This window comes from Stenotrophomonas sp. 1L-E-5-B-C3 (assembly GCF_057292075.1).
Genome location: NZ_JBXAWS010000001.1, coordinates 429830 through 453692, shown reverse-complemented (window position 1 = coordinate 453692; position 23863 = coordinate 429830). Strand labels below are relative to the sequence as shown.

The following is a 23863-nucleotide window of genomic DNA, read 5'->3' as shown; positions in this document are numbered from 1 at the left end:
GCGTTGCTGCTTTCCGGCCCCGGTCAGTTCCGGCCGAACAGCCGGTCCCAGAAGCTGCGCCGCGGCGGTGCGGCTGGTCTGGGTTCGGCAATGACTGGCGCCTCCAGCACCGCCGTCAGTTCCGCGCTGCGTGGCTTCTTCAGGAAGCGCGCGTAATCCAGATAGCTTGTCACCTTGCTCATGTGCAGGCGCTCGGGCATTGCGGGCAACGCGCCGCCCTGCAGCAGCACCTGCAGTGCCTGTGGGCGGTCCAGGCGGATCGCCTCGAACAGGGCGGTGCCGCCGCAACCCGGCTCGATCTGGTTGGCGCGCTGCGGCGCATCCTTCAACAGCTCTCGCAGCGCATCCGGGTCGTCGCGGTCCACGGCGGCAACGAGTCGTGCCAGTGCTTCGGCTTCTTTGGGCGGAAGACCGTCGCGATAGGCCTGGTCGGCGATCTCGCGATCGTCGCGCCCATCACCGCCCTGGATGCACAGGAAATCGGTGACCAGAGCGACCGGAATGCCGGACGTATCCAGCGCCCAATAGCTCGGATAGACGCCGTCGCCCCAGCCGCTGGTGAACACGACCAGGCCGTGTGGTGAGTCCTCGCCCCAGGGGCGGTATTCGGCGCCGTCATCCAGGCCGTCATGGTCGATCAGCGCATCCGACCACGCGTTGTCTTCGTCGCCACCGGCCTGTTCAATCAAGGCCAGCAGCGCCTGCTGGGTGTCGGTGTCCATGAAGCAGCCGATGCCGGCGTCGACCGGATAGCCAATGAAGCTGTCCTCATCCAGTCCAGTGAGGTCCTGCGTGGTCCAGCGTGCCATCTGCCAGTGCAGGGCAGACGCAGTGAGGGCTTCGCGGGGCTTGAACCAGACCACGGCCAGTGCCGGGCGGCCGCTGTGCACGATGATCTCGACCGGATGCCGGCCCAGCGGGGCAGTGTAGTCGGCCAGCGCCGGCGCCTCGGCCTGGACCAGCGGATCGCAGACCACCACATGCCCACTGCTGACCGGCAGGTGCCCGGCGAACGTGCGGTGCAGGGCCACTGCGGCCAGCTGGGTGTCGTCCAGCAGGGCGGTGCGCAGGTTGGCCAGATCGAGGTGGGCCATGGGGAGTCCGATTGCGGTGAAGGCCCCACCGTGCCGGATGCGAAGGGCGGGGGCAAGGGTGGTCTTGGGCAAATGCCCTTCACGTGCGAGAATACGCCGCTGCCCGGGCGACCGGGACCCGATTGGAGAGATGGCCGAGCGGTTTAAGGCACCGGTCTTGAAAACCGGCGAAGGGTTAAACCTTCCGTGGGTTCGAATCCCACTCTCTCCGCCAATCCTTAGTAAGTGTTTGTTTTTAAACGACATTTTTTAAGGTCTTGAAGGGCGGCTTGGGGCACAAATCGGGGCACAACTCCGATGCGATTACCAAGCTATCTCACTCGCTCTTCCACAGGTCGTTACCAGTTTCGCATGCGCGTTCCGACGGACATGCGCGGTATCGTCGGCAAACCTTTCGTCAAGCATCCCTTGGGCATCCAACTGCATAGCGCAAGAGTGGCTGCCTTGGCCATCGCGCAGCGTTATGCTCAAGCATTCGATGCCATCAGGGATGGGTGCATGACCAAGAAGGGACTCACGGTTGAGGATGTTCTGCGCAGCGTCGCGGAGAACGGCTCCCGGCGTTATGAAATTGACTTGCCGGGCTTCCGTCTTCGGACCACGGATGCGGCCGACCATGCTCGAGCAATGGAGGCGCTGGAAGAAATCGGCAAGTTCCACTTCCGTGATACGGGTGCAGTTCCGGCGGCGGCTGGGCCAAACCCGTTGGAATCAGCGGCGGCGCAGCCCCTGCCATCTGAGACCATCAGCCTGATCGATGCGAAGCGAATCTGGCAGGATAAAGTCGCCGCCGAGGACATCGAGGTCAAAACGGTCGGCATCAAACTGCTTCCCGTGACAGAGCTGATCGAGTTCTTGGGCGCCGAGCGCGAGCTGCACACCATCACGCGGCCTGAGATGGCCCGCTTCTACGACCATTTGGCCAAGCGCGGGTTAACGCGTTCTACGCTCAACAATCGCCAGAGCTACCTCGCAGGAAAGAGAGGATTCTTCACTTGGGCAATGGCTTCAGGCTACGTGCTCAAGGGAGACAATGTCGCCGCAGGTCACGTCAGCGTTTCGATGGCGGAGAAGCGCAAGCGCAGAAAATTTGGCTTCCAGGCCTTTACCTTGGATCAGGTTCATCAACTCTTCGCGCCTGATAGCTTCAAGCAGCTTTCAACGGGAGCGCGCTGGGCGGCTTTGTTGGGCCTGTATACGGGCGCCCGGGCAGGTGAGGTGGGGCAGCTGTTTACCCTGGACGTCAAGGAAGAGGAGGGAATCCCGTGCATACGGTTTACCGATGAGGGGGAGGATCAGCGATTGAAGACCGATGTTTCCAATCGGGTCGTCCCGTTGCATCCCGACCTGATCAAGCTTGGTTTCTTGGACTACGTCGCCGAACGAAGGGAGAGCGGGGACTGGCGATTGTTTCCGCAGGCTGACAGTAAGGCGAAGAATGGTGCGGGGAACTGGATATCGAAGGCGTTCAGCTACTACCTCCAAAAGCACAGTGGTGGGTGGTCGAAAGCGAAACGTGGTTTCCATAGTCTCCGAAAGACCGTGATTCAGGAGATGCAGGGCAGCGGTGTGGCCTCTGAGATGCGAGCCCAAATCGTCGGCCACGAATTGGACGACGAACACCACGCGACTTACAGCAGGCCCTTTACGGTGAGTGAGAAGCTCAACGGTGCCGGAGGAACGCCAGCTTTGGGTGTCCTAGATTACGGAATCGACCTGGAGGCGCTGCGCACCCTGCCGGCGCGCAAGGTCGGGCGGCGAAGCAGCAATGCTGCCGCGCGCTCTTCAAAGGTCGGCCGTAAGGGGAGCGAGCCGAACTAATGGCCCTTACTGCTGCTGATGCTTACCGCCGCGCCATCGATCGCTTTCTCGGCAAGCTCTCTGGCACCGAAAACGTGGGCCAGATGGAGAAGAAGATCGCAGACCATTTGCGCCTAGCGAAACAGCGGCCCAAGGTGGACGTGGCGTTGAGCTTCAATGAGGCCGCTGGGGTGTTGGCGATCAGCACGGCCCAATTGCAACACCTCTTGAAGGAACACTCCCCAAAAGGGACGCTGTTCACGGTGAAGGGAACTCGCAAGCGCTCGACCACCCTTGTTCCGTTGATGGCCTGGGCAGCCGAGCTCAAGGCTAAGGGCCTGTGGAAGCCGTTGAGCGAACGGGGCGTTGCGATCGACACCCTCCTAACTGCAGAACTGCCGTTTCTGGTGGCCAAAGGGTCCAAGGCTAAGCAGTTCTTCCTGGAGCCACTGACTGACCAACCCATCAGCGATGCGTTAATTCGCCAGCTCCAAGCATTGGGCGTGCAAATAGGGCTTGGGATTCGGGTCTGCACGCTGACCGAGGCCTTCGCCCAGCCTTGGCAAAACCCTGACGTCAAGCGCCAGTGGGTGGACGCATTCAACAACGCAGCCCAAGCCCAGGCCAGCCGTCTGCGGGACCTGGCTCAGCAGCTCGACGCCTCGCGAGCTGGGGTGATCGAACAAGCGCTGCACGAACGCCTGCAGCCGGCGCCTCCAAAGATGCCCGACAAGCGCAATGGGCGAATGTAACGGCTGCTAACGGATATTGGAGGCCTCCAATATCCGTATCGATGGAGGCTCTCAGTTCGGATGATTACTCCAACGCCTCGGTGGTCGGGGCGATGGAGCAAGCCGATGGGCCTCGATATGTATGCGGTCAAGACCCGCACTGATGTGCGAGATCGCACTCAAGAACTATTTTTCTACTGGCGAAAGCATCCGAACCTTCATGGTTGGATGTTCAAGTTGCACAGTGCTAGGACGGGGCAGGTTGATCCCTTCGATTTCAACCAAGTTCCCGTATTCCTTGGATTGGACGATCTTGATGCGTTGGAACAGGCTGTGCTGAACGATGATTTGCCTTATACCCAAGGCTTCTTCTTCGGTGAATCGGATCCCGATCGAGCTGAAGAAGATCTGGACTTCATTGCGCAGGCCCGCGCATTGATCAACGACGGTTGGGACGTGTTCTACAACTCTTGGTGGTAACCCGCCGCCAGCAGCGCCTCTCGGGCTGGTTCAAGCCCAACTCCCAAAACCCATTCTTCAACGCGGCAACGCAGCCGTGCTGACGGAGCCTTGCCTGGAGAATCCTCATGCAGCCCAAGTCCAACGTTCTGCCGTTCAACGCAGCAACCCGCTCCAAGCGCCTCGTAGCGGCTAAACCCACCCGGCTCACCTCCGTTTGCTACAAGGCAAGCGACAAGGCCCACACGAGCGTCGATTGGTATACCCCGCCTGCCATCGTCAGGGCGCTGGGGGGAAGGCGCGGCTTTGACCTCGATCCTTGCACGCCCGAAGACCCGTCGCGGCTGCCCGCACCCACGGCCAGCCGGATGATCCCGCCGAGCCAGGACGGCTTGGCTACGCCGTGGCCCAAGCAGGCATTCGTGTGGATGAATCCGCCTTACGGAAAAGGGATTGAGAAGTGGTTGAGCAAGCTGGCCAACCACCCCGGCGGCGGTATCGCCCTGGTGCCGGTCAACATGGAGACGGGATGGATGCACGACTGCGTGCTTTCCCACCCCAACGCGACGGCGATCCTGTTCACCCGTGGGAGGCTGAGGTTTGTGCGTCCCGACGGAACCACCGGCACGGCAGCGCCGTCGGGATCGTTGGTGGTGACTTACGGCAAGCGCGCCGCCGATCACCTTCAGCAAGCGCAGGCGAGCGGTGCGTTGCACGGGAAGTTCTTTGCCATCCAGCGGGTAGGGCAGGTGGCCACGGCGAACCAGGAGAGCTCCAATGGCTGATCGCTGGAACGTTGTTGTCTTGGGCCGCGCGACGGCCGAATTGGAAATCCGAATCGACGCGGACTCAGAGGCGGCAGCCTTGGAGATTCTGAACTCGATGGGAGTGGCTGACATTCATGCCGGTGGCTGGCGTACCGAGTTGGAGGAGATCTACGGCTTTGTGGAGGTCATCAGCCCCGATGGTTCCGAACGCGAAGATCTCAACTGGCCTTGTCCAACCATGCGCCACCACCTCAACTATTAGGAGGAGCCGATGGGAACTTACGAATTCGTCGTCCGGGGTGACTACTTGGTGAGCAAGGTGATTGAGGTCTTTGCCCAGACCCAGTCCGAGGCAATGGAGGCATTCGCGCGACTGTCCTTGGCGGAGTTGGATGCCATCGATTGGCACCATGGCGCCCTTACGATTGAAGAACACGTGGTGGTGACGGAGGTGGAAAGCGGGAGGGAGTTTCAGCATCCGTTCTTGACCGATCGCAAGCGCGAGCAACTGGAGTGTTTGGCCGAAAATGAGTAGGAACTTCCGGCTGCTGGTCTTCCACTAGCCAGCAGCGATCGAAGGCCAGCAGGAAGACCAGTAGTGCAAGGTCGTTGAATCCCAAGGGATTTCTGCGACTAAAAGTGCGCTGCTGGCTTGCTGGCTTTCGATTCAACTCCCCTGTGCAAATGCGTCCAAATCGCATGGAAAGTGTTGGTATCTCAAATTTCAAAACCGATTCTTTTTTGACCCAGCAGACCAGCGGAACGGTTTTCTATGAATGCAAAGCTTTTGGAATCAAGGGTTTGTAGCTGCTGGTCTTCCTGCTGGTCTTCTCTTTCTGCTGGCTAATGGAAGACCAGCAGGGAAGGGAAAGCCAGCAGAACAGGGCTTCCGGAAAAAGTGCGAGAGATTCCGCAGTTTTCGTGTTTAGTCAAAAACCGTGGGTTGCGGAAAGCTCCTGGAGTGGTTGAGTGGAAGTGTCCCCCATGTGGGACACACCAAACCTTTCACCTTCGGAGTTGCCACCGTGAACGCCGCCACCCATCCCTCGTCGCCGCCGACTTACAGCATCCGCGCCAGCGTGAAAAAGCACGTTCGGATCAAACGCCCCTTGGCCGAACGCCTTCGTCTCGCCGCGGCCGAAAACGAGATGACAGAGAGCGAGTTCATTCGCCGCGCCTTGGAAACCGCTCTCCCGCGCGCTGCCTGAGCAAGCCTGTCCCCCCACAACGACAAACCCCCACCGGCCAGGGCGAGGGTTTGAGAGGAGCCAACAACAATGTCTACAACCAATGTGTCCCCAAAAGGGAAGGCTGTCAACCCGACGACGGAAGAGCCAAGCAACATCGTGCCATTCGAAGCGTCGCGTTTCCTGGGTGCGGAAGCCTCCGCCCGCAAGGTCAACCTGGAGGCAGAGGAGCACAAGCAGCTCTACCGCCACTCGGTTGATCGAGAGGGCCAGCGCAAGCCACCGTCGCTCCCCATCCTGTTTGCCCGCCGCACCACCGAATGCGTCGATCGCTTGTGGGCGTGCCAAGCCACCAGCGGCACCGGCGAGATCGTACACCATTGGAACGGTACCTACTGGCAAGCGATCAGCGACGCGGAAGGTGTGGGTGTGGCATCCGATTGGATCGACCGCAACGCCGATTTCGCGGGCAGCCCCAAGCTCGCCAAGGACTGCTGGGACATGGCTTCCCTTCGGCTGCGCCAGAAAAACCCCATGCCAGCCCAAGCCAAGCGGGCCATCGTGCCGGTGGCAGACGGCTACGTGGAAATCCTTCCCGGCGGTTTCCATGTGCTCGCTCCTGATCCCGCCTTGGGCATGACCCACGCGGTCAGGGTGGCCTGTGGTGGCAGGCAGGGCCATGCATACAAGCCCCAGCCTTTGCCGGCTGACTCGCGATTCGCCAAGTTCCTCCGCCAAGCCCACGACGACCCGCGCGTCATCGACCTGCTCCAGGAGCAGTGCGGCATGACCCTGTTGCCGGGTGTCTACAGCCAGGCCGCCTGGTGGCACGGCGTCGCAGGTTCTGGCAAATCCACCCTGGCGGAAATCGTGGAAGCGATGCACCGTCAGGTGGCCCGCTGCAACCTTGAAACTTTGGGCGACCGCTTCAGCCTGGAACCCATGATTGGCGCCAGCCTGATCCTGGTGGACGAAGTGGAGTGCGAGAAGTGGGCCGAAGGTCGGTTCAAGACGATGGTCTCTGGCAATGGCATTGGCATCGACCGGAAGAACCAGAAGCAGCTGGCGAGCTACCATTCCACGGCCAAGTGGATCATCACGTCCAATTCGGCCCCCTTCATCCGCGACAAGAGCAACGGGGTGTGGCGCCGCCTCACCGTCGTGCACTGGAAGAAGGCGGTACCGGTCAACCAGCACGACCCTGATCTGGTCAAGAACATCCTGGCAGAGGAAGGCCAGCTTGTGCTGGACTGGATGCTCGAAGGCGCCCGACGCATCGTGGCCCGTGGTAGGGCGTTGTCCGACACCGACGCCGACATGCCCGAAGCCGTGCGCGCAGCGAAGCTGGCCGCCCGCCATGGCAGCGACCAGGTCATGGCTTGGGCTCAAGCCGAGCGCGTGGTGCGCATTGAGACGGATGAGTGCACGCTTTCCATGCGGCAGGTCTACGAGAACTACAAAAACTGGGGCTACCGACAAGGGCTGGCGGACATCGATCTCCTCACCGGTCGCCAGTTCTGGCGAGGCTTGAAAGAGATGGGCCTGGACGACGGCGCCCGCTCGAACCGTCGCATCAATGGCAAACAGGAAGAATGCGTGCGCCTGCGAATCAACGGAGCAGCCACCGTCGGCGAGGCCTGTGGCGATCTGCCGTTGAGATCATCGGCGACCGTGACAGCACTGCGCGTGGCGCAGGAGCGCTCTCAGTCTTTGGAGCCTTGGGAAACCGATGTGACGCCCACCCTCGAACAGCAAGGGGCTCGGCAGGAAGAGATGGAGCGTCGATTCGACCGCTTGAGCGCTCAGCAGCAGGCGGCTGAGATGGGAGCTCTCCATGCCGATGCGTTGAGGGAGGAGGCAGGGCGCACCAGAGCCAAGGCAATCCAACTCCAGCTGCAGGAACGTATCAATGAACTGGAGATTCGTGCGCTGTTCGGTGAGCCGTTGGCGGGCCGAGAAAGCAGCGAAACCCAAGGTGGCGGAAAGGTGGGAGATGGGGATGCGCGCCAACGGCGGTCGTAAAGGCGGGGCCAAATCCGTGTTCCCATCTTCCGTATCAGCTCTAGCCAATGGATTGGTCGGTGACGCTAACGGTCCAGCCCGGACTTGCCAAATCCGTATCCTGTCGCATGCTGAAACCATGACCCCTTCCGATGCCTTTGTAGACGACAGCATGGACCGCCAGGACTCCCTGGCGGCGTCCCCCCGTTTCACCGTGCAACGAACCCCCGAGGGCATCCGCGTGCAGCTCCAGGAGGGCGACGGGGGCCCCGGCACCGCTTTGACCATCGAACGGGCCTTGGCTTTGCTGGAGAACCTGTTGGAGCAGGGACGCGCCGTCACCATTCACGATTGAAGTTTCCAGCCTAACCCCCTTGGCGTTGCCGACAGGCGCCTTTCCTTGCCTTCCAGGAGAGCCTGCCCGTGTCCGATGCCACCCCCAACGAAAGCTTCCTTCAGCGTCATTCCCGCGACGTCGTCGAGCGCTTGATCCGCCAGATGGAGGAGGGCACCGGTCCCTTTCTCAAACCCTGGGACGCCCGCGTGGACCTCGGGTTGCCCATGAACCCCACGACTGGCAAGAGCTACCGGGGCGGAAACCTGCTCCACCTGTGGGCCCTTCAGAGCGCCTGGGACACCCAGGACAACCGGTGGATGACTTACAAGCAAGCCGCGGCCGTGGGCGCTCAGGTGCGCAAGGGCGAGAAGGCCAGCGTGATTGAGTATTGGGATTGGTCGCGGGTGGAGGAGGCCAAGAAGAGCGGGGACCCCGACCTCATCGCCAAGGCCCACCCCAAGGTCTTCTTCCCACGCGTGTTCAACGCGATGCAGATCGATGGGTTGCCGGCACTGGTCCTGCCAGCCGCGCGCCCAGAGCCCGACATTCACCAGGCCTGCGAAGCGGTGCTGAGAGACAGCGGAGCCGAGATCCACCACGACGGGGGCAACCAAGCGTTCTACCGTCCGATGACCGACAGCATCCACTTGCCCCAGCGCAACACCTTTCACTCGGCCAGCGGCTACTACGCCACCGCGTTGCACGAACTGGGCCACTGGACCGGCTTTCCCACCCGCCTCAACCGCGATCAGAAAGGGGCTTTTGGGAGCATCGACTACGCCAAGGAAGAACTGGTCGCGGAGGTGTCATCCATGCTGATGGGCGAACGCCTGGGCATTGGCCACGATCCCACCCAGCACGCGGCTTACGTGAAGTCGTGGATCCAAATCCTCCGGGACGATCCCCGGGAGCTCTTCCGAGCCGCGGCGGCGGCCGAGCGGGTGGTGGAGTTCCTGAAGGTGCCCGAGTTGGTTCGAGAGCCGCTCCAGAAGGTTGAGCAGCAGCGGCAGTCCGTGGCGGCCAATCTGCATGAGATCGAAAAACATGCCGCCAACGACCGGTCTCGATCGCGCTTCAAGGCAAGAGGGGCGCGCCTGAACTTGGCAGTTTGATTCGTGAACAAGCGACTGAACGCGCACCCGCCTGTCGGGAGGCAGCAGGGTGCGCGACAGTGGCTGACAAATTCTGGTTATTTATTCTTCGACAGCACGTCCATGCGCAGGAGCATCTGCTTGAGAACGTCGATGACGGAAACCTCGTCAGCATCCTTGGCCGGAGCCAGGGCAAGTGCCCAGTTGCGGACCGATGGGCTCAAGTCCTCTCCCAGTTCCACCACCAAGTCCTGAAGGTCGTCTAACGGCAGATAGGCCGTCGCAGCCAAGATATCATCGAGCTTTCCCGACAGGTCTTCTTCGTGTGCCTTCCGAAGTTCTCTCGCGGTGGCTCCGCGCTTTCTAAGCTCGGCGGCGTGCTCCACCTTGATCTCTTCAATCTTTGCTTTCGCTGATTTGCTCTTCTTGCGAACGGCGCCGCGAACAATGTCACGCACCAGCTTGGCGTCGTGCGTGTCTGTAAGGCTGGCAATGAGTGTGTCACTTTTAACGCGTGCCGGTCGGTAGACGCGGACCTTGCTGACCTCATCCCCCAGCACTCGCTGCGTCCACTTTTCCATCGTCTCCTTTGCCTTCTTTTGACCGGTTAGAGGCGACGGAACGTTCTTGAGGCGTGGTTTACCTTCGAAGTCCACCAGCAGGCCATAAGTCTTGAGGATGCGGTGGCTGTAGGTTGTGTCGGACATCCAATTTCCCCCTGTGAGTGATCCTGCAATTTTGCCAGTTCCGTAGACGGTTTGGCAGGTTGAGGGAGAGCGTTCCCACATCATCACAGGTTGAATGTCGATCAGGAACATTGCACGACAGGAGAGCTTGCCGGTTTCAGATTCCTTGCCAGACGCGGAGGGGCGAGAGAGAAAGGGGAAGAAATGGCCAGTCTGATCTACGTGCAGTAACAGAAATTCCGATCCGTGTGCTATCGAGCATGCGCGAACCCATCGTGCATCCCAACGTGTAGGCGCGGACTGCACCGCACTCCGCCGGCTGCTAGCCCTGCATGAACGGCCTCAGTGCGCTCGGGTTTGAGCGTCACGCCGCACTCTGGCTGCGCCAGCGGGGCATTGAGGTCAACGTGGCCTTTTGGTCCAAGGGCTTGAGCCACAAGTTGGTAAGAGCGGCCACCAAGGTTGCTAGCTTGGATGGCCACTTGCAGACATTGACGAAGCCTGCGCGACGTAGAGGGAAACCGCTTGTGGCAGTGGGCCAGGCAGAGCGGTTACTTCTTGGATGCCATGCGCTGGTAGAGCTTGTAGACGCCGAACATCGCCGCACCACCCGCAATTGGTGCAGCCGCGACCACCCCCAGTCCAGCAAGCATGCCACCGCCCACAACGCTCCCGACGGTTGCCAAGCCGGAGGTCACGGCGGCTGCACCGGCGGTCCCGGCCGCTGCACCACTGGTTACGCCGAGGATCGCAGAAGTTGCGCCAGCGACGGCTCCGCCGCCGGTCGAAATCGCGGCACCTGCGGCCGATGAACTCTTCTTCCTTGCCATACATTTCCCTGTTGGTTTTGAGTTGTGGGCAGAATCATCGCCTGAGCATCAATCTCTGTCCATATGCTTCATTTTGTCGCTTTTCCGTCAATTTAATGACGCGGACTGCAGTCTGTGTAACCGCGCTCCGAAGCCCCCCCCCTTGCGCATTCCCAGAATCGATCTATGCATAGGTGAACCTACTCACGAAATGGAGGTGCACCTTGAAACCCATCGTTCTGGCCCTTGCATTGGCGTTGTCTGCTCCGGCCGCCTTTGCCGCCGATTCCACCTCCGCTCGCCGTTACGGTTCGTCCGAGGCCCTATCCGTCCAGGACGCCCGACTGGGCGAGGTCCTGATGGTTCGCACGGTTCAACTGACGTCCGACCAGCGTCTGAACGCCGGCTCCGCCATCGGGGCGGCCGTTGGTTATGGGGCTGCTAACCAGGTCAAGAACCGGGAATACCGCAATGCAGCCCGGGTGACCGGTGGCGTCATCGGTGCGGCTGCCGGAACCGCGGTTCAAAAGGGCCTCAGCGGCCGGCGTGCGGTGGAGATCTACGTGCGCGATCTGTCCGATCGCCGCCAGCGCGTCCTCGCGGTGGTCCAAGACGCCGATGTGGATGTGCGCGAAGGTGATCGGGTCTTCTTGGTGGGGAAGGGTAAGAAGACCCGGGTGGTGCCGCTTGATGCTTCGCCGGTGCGCATTGGCGATTATTCGTGCGGAAGCCCTTGTGCCATTGGCATCAATGCCCGGTCGGACAACAACAGCGCTCGCGTGCGCGTGGGGCCGTAAGGATGCACAAAAGCGAACACGTTGGTGGAGGCGTGTATTGCGAAGGCACGGCTTGCGGGCTTCTGGTTGAGCTCATGAAGCGGCCATCCGTTGCCCACCGCCGCTCCGAAGTCGCCCGGATGGTCCGAGAGGGACACGGCCGCGCCGCCATCGCCCAAGCCCTGGGCGTTCCATCGCCCGTGGTGAGCGCCGATCTGGCCCACCTGGGGTTGCGTCAAAAGCCCCGGCGCCCACTGGCTGACCAACACGCTCTGGTGGTGCGCCTCCTGGAGCAGGGGAACAACGGCCCTGCAATTGCCAAGCGCCTGGGCGTGACCCGACAGGCAGTCCACGCTTACCTGCAGGCCCATGGCCTGCTCCCAACCCAGAGGAGGATCCCATGACCGTTATTCTGGTGGTCGTGCTGTTTGAGCTCGCCATGTTTGCGATCACCTTCGGAATCGCGTGGCTGTGCGCGTCCAAAGCCCGCAGCGCACGCAGGGGCTGGGAGGCGTTCCAAGCCGGCCAAGAGGACGCCCCATCCGTGGTTGCGTTGATGTGGCATTTGGCCGTGTTCTACGCGTGCTTGGCACTGCTGGCTTACCAGCTACAGCACGTGGTGAGCCAAGTCTGGTTGGATCCTTCCAACCTATACCTGTCATCCACGCTGGCTCTTGTCGTTTATTCGATCGCATGCGGGCTGCTTCACGGCAGCGGGCTGGCGCGGAGGCGGGCATGAGAACGAGTCACGGTCGGTTGCGCCCAGACCCCGTCGACGCCCGCCCACGCCACGATGGGCTGTTCCAAGGCGAAGACACAGGCGAAGAGATTCACGAAGAGCGTGACCCGTTGCTTCAAGCGCTTTACACCGAATCGCTCCATGCCCGCGGGGACGTGGACGCTGTCGATCGCTTGCTGGATGCCCACCGGGAGGCGTTTGGGGAGCCCGAGCAAGTCGCCTATGCCCGTCAGCAAGACGAACGCCATGATCGGACGTTGCCATTGCCGAGCGGTGGCCTGCCGTTGAGGCCGTCCACGGAGCGCTACCTAGAGGAGCATCGGTCATGGAACCCGCCGACCGCCAAAGAGGCCGCCATCGCACGTTCCAGGGGTCCCACCATGGTGCTCGAAGGGAAGGCATGGCGCGCTGAAGACGACGTTGCCGAGGTTACGGTGGAGGCTCCCAAGGACGACCCGTGGCAGCGGATGCGTTGAGTTCGTGTCTCAGCTGGAGAGACAGTTGGGCACCATCATTGCTGCTAGGAACACGGTGTTCCCTTCGGCTATCCTGCCCAGGGTATCCATCACTGGTATTGCTAACAACAGGGGGCGTTATGGCAAGCGTGACAGTAAGGACGCGGGATGAGCTGGAAGCGGCCAAGAATGCAAAGGCGCAGCAGATTGTGGTTGTGGGCAAGTTGGCAGACGACCTGAAGAAGACGCGCAAGTTCGCCAAGCTTGGTGCCGTCGGTGTTGCAGCAATCGTTGCTGCAGTTGGGCTCGCTCCAGTAACGGCTGGGCTCAGCACGCTCAGCCTGGGGGCGGTCGCGACAGTCACTGGAGTCGAGATCATCGGCATCATCACCGCCGCAAGCCTTGGTCTCTCTTTGATCCTCGCAATCTACAAAGGCTACGATGTGGAATACGAGGCTGGCGGAAAGGTCATTTTCAAGCGCAAGGAAGGAAAGTGATGCCCGGCTTCGTTCCAGGGGCGCCTTACCTTTTTGTTTGCGAGAAGTGCAGTCATCACTTTCAGCGGAAGATCAACTTGGGGCTCTTCTGTCCGGCATGCAAGTCGCTGTCCGTGAAGCCTCGTTTGGTCTGTAAGTAGTGCTCGTTGGCCGCCATAAAGTTGGCGGCCACTTCCAATGACCGGTCGAATCGGGTTTAACATCGCGGTCTCAGGTGCCCCGTAACCCTTTTGCTTCAAAGCGCTCCAGTATCGCCGTCACGGCTTCTGCGGCACGGTCCGGTGACGCATCTATGCGTTCCAAGCCCGTCATGGCGACGGGCAACGGCGCATTCGGATCGGTCGTGGCCACCACGGCCAGGACTCTTCCTCGGATGGTGTCTTCCACCGTGGTCCATTCGTCGGCGAGACGCTGGGGTTTATCGGTGAGAAGGACCACCATGACGGGGCCGGGTGTCAGCAGGCGGTTGGAGCGTCCCCGAAGTGCTGCGCTGTTGTGGACATGGATGGCCCGGCGGTGCCCATCTTCGGTCAGTTGGACCAGGACGCTGTGGCAGCTCGGCGCGCCCATCTCGTTGCAAACGATGTGGATGCGACCCTTGGCCCATTCCTGAAAGCCCACTGAGGAGGGCGCCAACTCATCGCTGGTAAAACAAGCCTCCACGAACCGTCGGCCTGCGAGGCTCAGTCCTTTCTCTTCGATCAGGCCCCAGCGTTCAAAGGTCTGGCGATTGATGCTGCTTTTCGACTGCAGTCCAAGGAATTCTTTTGGGTCCAGGTTACCCCCGCCGGTGCCAGGAAACACGTGGTGACGCTCGGTGATTAAAGCGCGTCGCAGAAGATCGACCTGGCCAAACGACAGGTCGCTCAGCGCCTTAATGAAGTGGCGCTTGAGATGGCCTGCGGTTTTGCCGGTAGCGATTGAACAGGCAAGGCGGCCATAGACGGTGGCCTTCTCGGCCTCGATGTCCATCTCCAATGCCCGCAGCATGGCCAGAAAATCTTCCGAGGTCATGGCCTCCGCGTTCTCGGGGAACACCTGACCCTCAAGCGCGGCACGGGTGAACTCCCGGTAGCGCTCCTCAGTGCGCTTGGCAAGCCAGGCGGCGATGAATTTTGGGCCCTTCGAAAGAAGGGCGAACGGACCGGAGATTTCCTCCAGGGGGGCAAGGTCAGGGTAGTCCATCGGGGTCTCGTGACGGTTTGCGGGTCCAGGTAGCTCATCCTCAAGCCTTCAAGCCCGTTCTTCAATCCTCCGGTTGAATTCCCCATTGGCAACGCGCGTGAGCTCGAACAGGTTGAGCGCTGGGAGCGCTGCAAGGCTAGTCTGCGCGCGAAGGTCGAGCATCCGTTCCGGGTGATCAAGCGGCAGTTCGGCTACACCAAGGTGCGCTATCTCGGCTTGATCAAGAACACGGCACAGGTGCTCACCCTGTTCGCGCTGTCCAACCTGTGGATGGTGCGCCGGAAGCTGTTGGCGGCACAGGGGTAACTCCGTCTTGAGGTGCCCGCAAGGGCACTTCGAGAGCGGAAAACATGGCAGTCCGCCGCGTCTGAAGGCCCAGGATGACTCCGGCGCTGAAAACCCACGACTCAGTGTGAATTGATCAGACCATCCCTATTTCTACTTTTGGCCGCTGCTAAAAATGGGGGGATTACCCGACGAGCTCCGCCAGGCCGCTTTTGACGAGCATTGGGACGACGAGACAAATTAAGATGAGTGGAAGGAGGACGCCCGCATCGACAGCGGCAAGACTACGAGGCCTTCCTGACGGCCGCGACCGAGTATCCGCTCCACTTCGCTGTTGCATGCGGCGATGCAGAATGGGCCGGTGACCTGCTCAAGGCTGGACGCACGCCTCAGGATCCCGATTTAGAAGGAACAACGCCCACGGATCTTCTGGGGCGGCCAGGTAATGATCAATCCGATCAGGTCATTCGTGCCCACAACCGATCCAAGCTTTTTGACGAGCTCCTTCCCGCTGCCAATGCTTGGAAGCCACCGGAAGGCGGATTTGGGGCCGACGCCAAACGTCAAGTCGGTGCGGCCATGAAAGCCCAGGGTGAGGAAAGGGAAGCCAGAAGCCTCGAATCCGACAACGGTTTTGACATGGAAAAAGAAAGGCGGCAAGAGCCGTCTTCTTCTATTTAATTCCCTTGCGAGGTTCTGATTTTCTGCTAATGGTGGGAGGTCAAAATACTATTGTGGAGGTGTGGGTTGAATATTTCGAATCTCAAAGACGTTCTTCTGAAGCAAATCGGGCTTACCAAAATCCCCGCTGATGTGAACGCAAGGGATGAAGATTGGCTGGATCAAACGCCACTTCATGATGCGCATCACCCGCGCGAAGTTCGGAGGCTGTTGGATGCTGGGGCTGACATCGAAGCGAGGGATGGCCTTGGAAATACGCCGCTTCATTCTGTGACAAGCGAGGGAGCCGTGATTGAACTGATCAAGGCCGGGGCAGACATCAATGCGCAGAATAACCAAGGGGAAACACCGCTTTTTAACGCGAGAGGGCAAGGGGATGCCAGGGCGTTGATTGCGGCCGGGGCAGACATTCATGCGCGCGATAACCGAGGGAAAACGCCCCTTTTCGGAGCGAGCGAAGGGGCTTTAAGGGAGCTCGTGAAGGCTGGCGCTGACATCAACGCTCGCGACACCCAAGGGAACACCCCGTTGTTTGGCGCACACAACGACAGTCTCAAAGCGTTGCTGAAGGCGGGAGCGGATGTCAGCGCGAGGAATAATGAAGGGCAAACCCCTCTCTTCCGAGCAACCGGGCAGACGGAGGCCCGCGCCTTGATTGCGGCCGGGGCAGACATCCTAGCCCGGGATAACCGAGGGCGAACCCCTCTCTTCGAGGCGAACACGGGCGCGCTTAAGGAACTTCTGAAAGCAGGCCTTGATCCCGCGGCGAGCGATGACCAGGGGAATCAACCGCTGCATATAGCCAGGGACCCCGAGGCGGTGGCCTTGCTCACCCGTGCAGGCGCAGACGTCATTGCACGGCGAATGGACGGCCAGGCGCCGATCCACCGTGCGATTTTTCCAGAGACGATTGAAGCGCTCGCCAAGGCAGGGGCGGATATGAACGCCCAAGACAACAACGGGAATACCTCTCTTCATGCGGGCCGCGATGCCACTGTCTGGAGTGCGCTGATTGAGGCGGGCGCAGATCCCCACATCCAAAACCAAAAGGGCGAAGCGCCGATCAACAGCGGCAAGCCATTTTTCAACGACTTGCGGGCTCAAGAGAGGGCCAAGCTCCTGGTCAGCCTGCTCCCGCCCGCCAACGCTTGGAAGCCACCGGAAGGCGGGTTTGGGGCCGATGCCAAACGCCAGGTTGGTGCGGCCATGAAGGCCCACGGGCAGGACAGCCAAACCCAGGAAGCCCCTCGCTTGCGAGCGCGCTTCTAAGCCCAAGGGAAAGGCGGCGAAAGCCGCCTTTTTCTTTTCTAGATCCCGTTGCGCAAACCAAACCTTTTGTTATGGGTAGTGCAACCCATTCATGAAAGGAGGCCTCATGCGCGTCTTGGTTCTTTCTCTGGCCCTTGTCGGCCTGCTCCCACTGACCGCCTCCGCCGCAGACACCACGCCCGCCCGTGGCTAATCCCGCGCCGGTGGAGAAAGCAAGTGAAGCGAGCCAACGACATTCGGGCCCAATACCAGCTGGCCATGGACGATGAGGGCATCCTCTTGGCCGCCTCGCACATCTTGGAGCGTCGCCTGCAGCGCCACGAGGCCATCACCGACCCCTCCAGTGCCAGCAACTACCTCACTGCCCGCTGCGCGCACCTGGATCACGAAGTGTTTGGCACGGTGTTCCTGGACGCCCGCCACCGCATCCTTGCCACCGAGCACCTCTTTCAAGGCACCATCGATGGGTGCGAAGTCCATCCCCGCATCGTCGCCAAGAAGGCGTTGGACCACAACGCCGCCGCGGTCATCTTCTTTCACAACCACCCCAGCGGAAACCCCGAGCCCAGCGTTGCCGACCGCGCCATCACCGACCGCCTCAAGCAGGCCCTTGCCCTTTTCGACATTCGAGTGCTGGATCACCTTGTGATCGCGGGCACCTCGCACGTGTCGATGGCTTCACGAGGGTGGGTGTGACCACCCCCTTTAAAGCAAAGACCTGCGGCGGAAGCCGCCGCCGACCGCTGCGCGCCGGCATCCAAAAGAGCAGGAGCGTGGATGGAAAGCAAAATCGCCTTTGGCGCGCAAAGGGGTGAGGTGAAAAATTGCGGCCTTCGCTTCGCACTTTTTGCTTTTAGTCAAAGATTTGTCCACGCCACCAGTGGACAAAATCATATGTCGATCTACCTTGAAGTCATGGGTAGGCAATGCCGCCGACCAAAACAAGAGGTGTCACATGAGCACGACCGTCGCATCCAACGAATTCACGATGATCCAACTAGGGATGAACCCAGATTTGTTGGAAGACTATGCAGAGGTTTCACTGGAGCCCGTGAGCTTTGAAGAAGAAGGCAGCCTCGGATGGGCGACCACGTGGAGCGCAGTTCATGCCGTGAAGCTGCACAACGGCGGGAAGATCCACGTCAATGGCCGATCCTTCCAAGTCACGCGAGCCAAGCCTAGTTACAAGCATTTGCTCAAGTGCTGGCAAGAAGAGCAGCGGAGGCGAAACGAAATTGCTCAATGGAGAGCAGCAAGGGCGGAAAAATATCGCTCGTTGGGATATTTAGAGTGATTGGCGGGGACGCGGCCACCGGGATGGGTAATGGGTCCCTCCGGATGAACGGACATTGGGGAGACGGAGAGCTCGGAAAGAGTGAGAGGGCGACCGTGCTTCATGGCATCCATTTCATCAGTCCCTCGGTGGGTGGCCCGCTGTTCAATACGGTGTGGCTTCCCACGCTTGCCGACTTGCGGGCGCTGCTCGCTGACGCCGAGCTCTGCAAGGCAGCCGAAATCGAGGTGAACGCGTATATTGAGACGTGCGTTGATCCGTTGCCCCCTGAGCTCGACGAGGTCATTTACCAGCCATCGATAAGAGAGATTTCGAGCCTGCCGGATGATTGCGGGATCGGCGTGGGCGTTTTTGTTACTGGCGCTTTTGCGTTCGTCCTTCAGCGCATGATTCAGGAGGCAATGGCTCAGCACCGGGCGCGTGAGCTGGATCGGGTATGGGAACAGTCAGCCACCGCAGGTGGCAAACGTCCCAGGCTCTGACGGCTGGCTCAATGCCCCCCCCCCCTTGCGCGTTTTCAGATTCGAGGTATCGGTAAGGGGATGGCCCTTTCTGGGGCTACTCATCCCCACTCAATCCCTCTCAAGGAGACGATACCCATGACACGCAAGACCTTCCTTCGCGCCCTTCTGCCCATCGCCCTGGCTTCGCTGGCAGTGCCCGCGTTCGCCGCCGACACCACCGCGGATCTGACGATTCAGGGCACCTTGACCAACACCTGCCAGCTGTCCGTGACCTCCATCGAAGGCATGGACTGGTCGGGCATCTCTGAAGCTGCCGCCCGCACCTCCGGGCTGAGCATCGTGTGCAACGCGGGCACGACTTACTCCATTTCGCCGGGCCAGGGGCAGAACTTCGGCCTGCTGTCCGGGTATGAGACCTACCGGGCTGTGACCAACGGCGCCGGGGCTTACATCCCCTACGGCTTCTTCAAGGACCCGCAGGGAAGCCAAGTCTGGGGGGATGACACCGACGCGTTCACCGGCGTTGGCGACGGCACCGTCCAAAGTTACAACTACGCGGTGCGCTTCCTGGCCCTCAAGCAGGCCGTGGGCGGCAACTACACCGACACGGTCACCGTCACCGCTACTTACAACTGATTCCCATCGGTTGTCCCGACGCCCCCGGCTTGCCCCGGGGGCTTTTTGTTGCTGCAAAGATGAGTAGGTATGGGTTGACGGAATGGTATTCCGATCTAGCTTGAATGGAGACACCCCCAAAGGAGACCCCATGACCCATTCCCAACGTTTTTTGGCCGTGGCCGCCGCGTCCTTGCTGTCCTTTTCGGCGTCCGCCGGTTCCATCTCCGTTGGCCCCACCACCCTGATGGCCGATACCTCGGCCAAGCACGTCGCCGTGACGCTGCACAACAGCGGGGACACCTCGGTGCGTTACCAGGTGAAAGCCGTGGGGTGGAATCAGGCCACGGGGCAGAACGTGTTTTCACCCACCACTGAGATCGTGGGGGCGCCTACCTTCGTGGACGTCCCGCCCCAATCCAAGCGCACCGCCCGGTTGATGCGGGTGGGCGCGCTGGGCGAGCGGCGCTACTACCGCGTGCTGCTGATGCAGCTCAAAGACCCCAACGCCCAGGGCGTCCAGTTGCTGGTCAACCAGGACTTGCCCGTGGCCTTTGAAGCCGCCAACGCGCCCGTCCCCCAGGTGACCGTCCAAGCGGTGCCCAATGGATACCGCTTGACGAATCACGGGCAGACCGCGGCCCGCGTGTCGTCCATTGGCCCGGCCGGTGGGAAGCCGTGGCGCGACGGTGCATTGGGTTGGACGCTACCGGGGGCCTCGATGACTTACGAGACCCAGCCTGGCCAGCGTGCCGAAGTGCTTTCGATCACCGTCAACGGCCAGCCCGTCACGGTCCCCGTGGGGCGGTGATCGATGCGTGGCCAAGCCTTGGCGTTGTTGTTGCTGGCTGCATCGTCGGCCAGCGCAGCGGTGCCCGACGGCGTGGCACCCGCGTTCCTGGTGCCGGTCATCGGCGGCAAGGCCAAGGCGGATCCGCTCACGTTCTGGCAGCAAGGCGGTCAGTGGTTCGCCGAGCCGGCCACGTGGCGCGAGGTCGGGCTCCAACTTCCCCCGGGTCAAACGGAGCCGATGAGTGCCCAAGCGTTGGGCGTGGGCTTTGTTGTGGACGAGGCCACCGCGACGGTCGCCCTGGATCTGCCGGCCGATCGGCTCAAGGCCCAACGCGTGGCCCGTGATCGCACCGAGCGCGGGCCCATCGCGCCGCCCGCTCCCGGGGTGCTGGTGAACTACAGCGTGGCAGGCATGGTGTCCGAGCAACAGCAGGCGCTCTCGCTGGGCCACGAGGTCCGCAAGGCGGGGCGTTGGGGCGTGATCAGCACCAGCGGGCAGGTCAACACCGACACGGCCGGCACCGGCTACGTTCGCGGCGTGACGCGCTGGCAGAAAGATGATCCCAACCGCTTGGTGACTTACCAGGCAGGCGATGTGTTCGCTGGTCCGTCGTCCTCGCTGGTCAACTTGGGCGGGGTGCGCGTGGCCAAGGACCCGCGGGCGTTGGACCCGTTGACGCCCACGTATCCGGTCCCGGTGCTCGGCGGCGTGGCGCTCGATCCGGCGACGGTCGAAGTCCTGGCCAACCGCGCCCGCGTGCTGCAAGGCCGGGTGGGGAAAGGCCCGTTCACCGCCGATGGCAGCGCCTTGGGCACCGGTGCGCAGCAAACCCAAGTGGTGGTGCGAGACCCTTACGGCCGCGAAACGGTGGTGAGCGATCAGCGTTTCTACGTCGCCCCCACGTTGCTTCGCCAAGGGCTCACCACTTGGGAGGTCGCGGCCGGCCGGGTGCGCCAAGGAGAGAGCGATTACGGGACGTTGGGCGCGACCGGGTCGGTGGCTCGGGGCCTCAACGACCGGTGGACCCTGCGCGGCACCGCCCAAACCTCAACGGACGGGAAGGCCAACGTGGCGTTGGGGGCCACGACGGCTCTTGGCACTTACGGCACGTTGGATCTGGAATTGGGCACTTCCACGCGAGGCGGCCAACGGCAGGCCGTGGCCTACGACTACCGCGGCCCGAGGTTTGGCGTGCGCCTGGAGCACGAGCGCCAGCAGGACTATTGGCGCCTGCGCGCCCCCGGTGCGGTGGAGGTGGAGCAGCGCACCCGGGGCTCGGTCTTCTGGCGGCCCACTCCCCAGTGGTCTCTCCGAGCAGGGTTCTCCGACGTGCGCACACCGCGCTTTCGCACCGCTTACGCCGACGCCGGGCTGACCTGGCGTGGCAACGGGCACACCGTGGCCGTCTCCGCTTTGCGCGATCTGGAGCGCAAGGAAACCCGGGTGGAGGTGGGCTACAGCTACGATTTCGGCCGGGGCAAGGGCGTGAGCGTTAGGGCCCGGCAAGCCCCCGATGCCACCGCCTGGGCCGTTCAAGGACGCGCCCGCCCCATGGTGTTGGGAACCCCGGTGGGCTTGTCCGCTTCGGTGGACGAGGGAGCGGCTGGCCAGACGGCCAGGGCCAACGCCAACTGGACCACCCGGGCAGGGTGGGCCCAAGTCAACGCCGAGCACGGGCCCAGTGGCATCTGGGCTTCCGGTTCGATGGCCGGTGCCGTCCACCTTGACCGCCAAGGCGTGACGTTCCTGGGTCCGGCCGAATCCTTCGCCGTGGTGGACGTGCCCGGCCAAGCCGGGGTGCCGGTGAGGGTGGGCGGCAGATTGGTAGGGAAGACCAACGCCCAGGGCCGCCTGGTGGTGGGCGAGGTGACCCCAATGGTGCCCACCGAGGTCCGCGTAGACGATCGGGCGCTGCCACTGGGCACCCAGTTGGCCGAGATCGAGCAAACCGCCACCGCTGGCCGCCAAGCCGGCATGCACCTCACCTTCCCAGTCCTGACCGAGACTGCACGAACCTTCCGCCTCACTGGCCCGGCCATCGAAGCGGGCACGGTGGCCAAGACGGCGACCGAGACCACCCAGGTGGGGTTCGACGGGGTGCTCTACCTGGAGCACCCGGAGCCGGGGCAGGTGGTCGAGGTGGCGGGGGTCTGCAGGGCCCGGTTGCCGGCAGACCTTGGCTCTGCGCAAACGGTGGTGTCGCTGGCCTGCCAGTGATCCTCCAACCCTTGGAAAACAAAGGTTTGAGCTGTCTCAGGCCTTGCGACACTGGCCCTGCATCCTTTGGCTGAACGATACTGTGGGCCTGTCTAAGGGGATCATTGGATGCCACTGCTTTCTTGGTTCAATCGCGATGCGGACCTTACTCGCGCCGCCTTGACGCCTTACCGGTTGCTGGAGCCGGTCGCCAAGCTTTCCTATGGGGACGAAGATTCCCCGAACATGCTCATCGAGGGGGACAACCTCGATGCGCTCAAGGCTCTGCTTCCTTACTATGCAGGTCAGGTGAAATGCATCTTTATCGATCCGCCCTACAACACCCAGTCGGCGGTCAGCGATCACTACGACGATAACATTGAACACTCTCAATGGTTGTCGATGATGTATCCCCGCCTTGAACTGTTGAAGGATCTCTTGGCCGAAGAGGGCTCCATTTGGATCACACTGGACGACAACGAAGCCCACTACTTCAAGGTCATAGCTGACGAAGTATTTCAGCGGAAAAACTTCATTGCGAATGTAATTTGGAACAAAATATATTCCCCGAAGAACTCGGCACGCCATTTCTCGGTAGATCATGACCACGTGTTCATTTACGCAAAGAATGCAGAAAAGTGGTTTCCGAATCCTATGCCGAGGACGGAAAAGCAGGATAAGGCATACACTAATAAAGATGGTGATCCTAGGGGGCCGTGGAAGGCAGGTGATCTTTCGGCACGTAATTTCTATGGTGCTGGCACCTATCCCATTACCACTCCATCGGGTCGAGTGATCCCGGGTCCGCCGAATGGTATGTATTGGCGAGTTTCGCAAGCCAAGCTGGCTGAGATGGATGCAGATAACCGGATCTGGTGGGGAAAGGGTGGGAATAATGTCCCGGCAATCAAAAGGTTTCTGTCTGAGGTAAAGCAAGGGCGCGTTCCGCAAACTATTTGGCCTTATGCTGAGGTCGGTCACACGCAGGACGCGAAAAAAGAAGTGGTTGCGCTATTTGGCGATGATCACTTTTCAACGCCCAAGCCAGAAGCGCTAATTCGGCGTGTTATGGAAATAGCGACGAAGCCCGGCGATCTAGTCCTGGATAGTTTTTTAGGTTCAGGCACCACGGCGGCAGTGGCCCACAAGATGGGCCGGCAGTGGATCGGCATTGAGATGGGTGAGCACGCACGCACGCACTGCCAGCCGAGGCTTTTGAAGGTGGTGGACGGCGAACAAGGCGGAGTATCGAAAGAACTCAGCTGGGACGGGGGAGGTGGTTTCCGCTTCTACAAGTTGGGGGTTCCCGTGTTCGATGAGAGTGGTCACATCCGAGAGGGCATCCGCTTCGAACACTTGGCCGCACACGTGTGGTTTGCTGAGACCGGCGCCGCGCGCTCCACCCGTGCGCCCAAGACGGCATTCCTGGGCGAGCACCATGGTGTGGGCTACTACCTGCTGTTCAACGGAATCCTTGGCGACGAAAGCAAGGCCGGTGGCAACGTGCTGACCAAAAGGGTGTTGCGAGGACTGGAGCCGTTCGACGGACCCAAGGTGATTTACGGTGAGTCCTGCGACTTGCCGAAGGAGCAGCTGGAAGAGCTCCAGATCACCTTCAAACAGACTCCCTATGACATAAAGGCGCGTTGACG

At 61.3% G+C, this 23863-nt stretch carries 27 protein-coding genes, 1 tRNA gene and 1 pseudogene; 25 read left to right on the top strand and 4 right to left on the bottom strand.

Features of this window, described 5'->3' with window-relative positions; all coding sequences use genetic code 11:
* Positions 1–23 precede the first annotated feature (23 nt).
* Positions 24–1094 carry a DUF4241 domain-containing protein gene (locus tag AC0Z6F_RS02215; RefSeq protein ID WP_485616360.1) on the bottom strand — a complete coding sequence of 357 codons (1071 nt, stop codon included), beginning with the start codon at positions 1092–1094 and terminating at the stop codon, positions 24–26.
* A gap of 124 nt (positions 1095–1218) precedes the next feature.
* On the opposite strand from AC0Z6F_RS02215, the gene AC0Z6F_RS02210 reads away from it, so the two are divergent.
* From AC0Z6F_RS02210 to AC0Z6F_RS02160, 11 genes are all read left to right on the top strand, one after another.
* A tRNA-Ser gene (locus AC0Z6F_RS02210) sits at positions 1219–1308 on the top strand.
* Between the two features lie 83 nt (positions 1309–1391).
* Entirely contained in the window at positions 1392–2915 is a 1524-nt protein-coding gene (locus tag AC0Z6F_RS02205; RefSeq protein WP_032971218.1) for a site-specific integrase, read from the top strand.
* A complete protein-coding gene (locus tag AC0Z6F_RS02200) occupies positions 2915–3646 on the top strand; it encodes a hypothetical protein (protein WP_006375976.1) in 732 nt (243 codons plus the stop codon). The genes AC0Z6F_RS02205 and AC0Z6F_RS02200 overlap by 1 nt, the downstream gene beginning before the upstream one ends.
* A 105-nt stretch (positions 3647–3751) precedes the next feature.
* Positions 3752–4105, top strand: a complete 354-nt coding sequence (locus AC0Z6F_RS02195) for a hypothetical protein (RefSeq protein ID WP_012480712.1) — start codon at positions 3752–3754, stop codon at positions 4103–4105.
* Between the two features lie 107 nt (positions 4106–4212).
* Complete coding sequence (locus AC0Z6F_RS02190; protein ID WP_049400621.1) at positions 4213–4869, top strand: DNA N-6-adenine-methyltransferase; 657 nt, start codon at positions 4213–4215, stop codon at positions 4867–4869.
* Entirely contained in the window at positions 4862–5113 is a 252-nt protein-coding gene (locus tag AC0Z6F_RS02185; protein ID WP_006375905.1) for a hypothetical protein, read from the top strand. The genes AC0Z6F_RS02190 and AC0Z6F_RS02185 overlap by 8 nt, the downstream gene beginning before the upstream one ends.
* A gap of 9 nt (positions 5114–5122) precedes the next feature.
* Entirely contained in the window at positions 5123–5386 is a 264-nt protein-coding gene (locus AC0Z6F_RS02180) for a hypothetical protein (protein ID WP_006375902.1), read from the top strand.
* Positions 5387–5876: 490 nt separating this feature from the next.
* Positions 5877–6059: a ribbon-helix-helix protein, CopG family gene (locus AC0Z6F_RS02175; RefSeq protein ID WP_141098938.1), complete on the top strand. Its 183-nt coding sequence runs from the start codon at positions 5877–5879 to the stop codon at positions 6057–6059.
* 69 nt (positions 6060–6128) lie between these two features.
* The gene (locus AC0Z6F_RS02170) at positions 6129–8060 is read left to right on the top strand and encodes a DNA primase family protein (RefSeq protein ID WP_006375901.1); all 1932 of its coding nucleotides are present in this window, start codon (positions 6129–6131) and stop codon (positions 8058–8060) included.
* Between the two features lie 118 nt (positions 8061–8178).
* Positions 8179–8394, top strand: coding sequence for a hypothetical protein (locus AC0Z6F_RS02165; protein ID WP_024956732.1), 216 nt, complete (start codon positions 8179–8181; stop codon positions 8392–8394).
* 68 nt (positions 8395–8462) lie between these two features.
* Complete coding sequence (locus tag AC0Z6F_RS02160; protein ID WP_006375900.1) at positions 8463–9488, top strand: ArdC family protein; 1026 nt, start codon at positions 8463–8465, stop codon at positions 9486–9488.
* A 77-nt stretch (positions 9489–9565) separates the two neighbouring features.
* Here the strand turns inward: AC0Z6F_RS02160 and AC0Z6F_RS02155 are convergent, their stop codons facing one another.
* Positions 9566–10285 (bottom strand): hypothetical protein, encoded by a 720-nt coding sequence (locus AC0Z6F_RS02155; protein WP_024956731.1) that lies wholly within the window; start codon positions 10283–10285, stop codon positions 9566–9568.
* A 419-nt stretch (positions 10286–10704) separates the two neighbouring features.
* The gene (locus AC0Z6F_RS02150) at positions 10705–10983 is read right to left on the bottom strand and encodes a hypothetical protein (protein WP_006375898.1); all 279 of its coding nucleotides are present in this window, start codon (positions 10981–10983) and stop codon (positions 10705–10707) included.
* Between the two features lie 203 nt (positions 10984–11186).
* Between AC0Z6F_RS02150 and AC0Z6F_RS02145 the strand changes: the two genes are divergently transcribed.
* The 4 genes from AC0Z6F_RS02145 (at position 11187) to AC0Z6F_RS02130 (ending at position 13429) form a co-directional block, all read left to right on the top strand.
* On the top strand, positions 11187–11759 hold the full coding sequence (locus AC0Z6F_RS02145) for an outer membrane lipoprotein (RefSeq protein ID WP_006375897.1): 573 nt from the start codon (positions 11187–11189) through the stop codon (positions 11757–11759).
* Between the two features lie 379 nt (positions 11760–12138).
* Positions 12139–12477: a hypothetical protein gene (locus AC0Z6F_RS02140; protein WP_032971199.1), complete on the top strand. Its 339-nt coding sequence runs from the start codon at positions 12139–12141 to the stop codon at positions 12475–12477.
* Entirely contained in the window at positions 12474–12953 is a 480-nt protein-coding gene (locus tag AC0Z6F_RS02135; protein WP_049459047.1) for a hypothetical protein, read from the top strand. Before AC0Z6F_RS02140 ends, AC0Z6F_RS02135 begins: the two co-directional genes overlap by 4 nt.
* Before the next feature lie 119 nt (positions 12954–13072).
* Complete coding sequence (locus AC0Z6F_RS02130) at positions 13073–13429, top strand: hypothetical protein (protein ID WP_006375896.1); 357 nt, start codon at positions 13073–13075, stop codon at positions 13427–13429.
* Positions 13430–13639: 210 nt separating this feature from the next.
* Here AC0Z6F_RS02130 and AC0Z6F_RS02125 read toward each other — a convergent pair whose 3' ends face one another.
* The gene (locus tag AC0Z6F_RS02125) at positions 13640–14614 is read right to left on the bottom strand and encodes a hypothetical protein (protein ID WP_006375894.1); all 975 of its coding nucleotides are present in this window, start codon (positions 14612–14614) and stop codon (positions 13640–13642) included.
* 84 nt (positions 14615–14698) lie between these two features.
* Between AC0Z6F_RS02125 and AC0Z6F_RS02120 the strand changes: the two are divergent.
* The 10 genes and pseudogenes from AC0Z6F_RS02120 to AC0Z6F_RS02075 all read left to right on the top strand — a co-directional run.
* Positions 14699–14920: pseudogene (locus AC0Z6F_RS02120) on the top strand (transposase); the annotation flags it as partial.
* Between the two features lie 228 nt (positions 14921–15148).
* Positions 15149–15580, top strand: a complete 432-nt coding sequence (locus tag AC0Z6F_RS02115) for a hypothetical protein (RefSeq protein WP_125892011.1) — start codon at positions 15149–15151, stop codon at positions 15578–15580.
* 66 nt (positions 15581–15646) lie between these two features.
* Positions 15647–16849, top strand: coding sequence for an ankyrin repeat domain-containing protein (locus tag AC0Z6F_RS02110; RefSeq protein WP_075677511.1), 1203 nt, complete (start codon positions 15647–15649; stop codon positions 16847–16849).
* Positions 16850–17065: 216 nt separating this feature from the next.
* Positions 17066–17545 carry a JAB domain-containing protein gene (locus AC0Z6F_RS02105; protein WP_006375809.1) on the top strand — a complete coding sequence of 160 codons (480 nt, stop codon included), beginning with the start codon at positions 17066–17068 and terminating at the stop codon, positions 17543–17545.
* A 259-nt stretch (positions 17546–17804) separates the two neighbouring features.
* Complete coding sequence (locus AC0Z6F_RS02100; protein ID WP_141651028.1) at positions 17805–18143, top strand: hypothetical protein; 339 nt, start codon at positions 17805–17807, stop codon at positions 18141–18143.
* Entirely contained in the window at positions 18092–18625 is a 534-nt protein-coding gene (locus tag AC0Z6F_RS02095; protein ID WP_032971186.1) for a hypothetical protein, read from the top strand. The genes AC0Z6F_RS02100 and AC0Z6F_RS02095 overlap by 52 nt, the downstream gene beginning before the upstream one ends.
* Positions 18626–18742: 117 nt before the next feature.
* A complete protein-coding gene (locus AC0Z6F_RS02090) occupies positions 18743–19243 on the top strand; it encodes a Csu type fimbrial protein (RefSeq protein ID WP_006375771.1) in 501 nt (166 codons plus the stop codon).
* Positions 19244–19373: 130 nt separating this feature from the next.
* On the top strand, positions 19374–20033 hold the full coding sequence (locus AC0Z6F_RS02085; protein WP_006375721.1) for a fimbrial biogenesis chaperone: 660 nt from the start codon (positions 19374–19376) through the stop codon (positions 20031–20033).
* A 3-nt stretch (positions 20034–20036) separates the two neighbouring features.
* Positions 20037–22232: a fimbria/pilus outer membrane usher protein gene (locus AC0Z6F_RS02080; RefSeq protein ID WP_006375719.1), complete on the top strand. Its 2196-nt coding sequence runs from the start codon at positions 20037–20039 to the stop codon at positions 22230–22232.
* A 108-nt stretch (positions 22233–22340) separates the two neighbouring features.
* Positions 22341–23861, top strand: a complete 1521-nt coding sequence (locus AC0Z6F_RS02075) for a site-specific DNA-methyltransferase (RefSeq protein ID WP_006375717.1) — start codon at positions 22341–22343, stop codon at positions 23859–23861.
* Positions 23862–23863 lie beyond the last annotated feature (2 nt).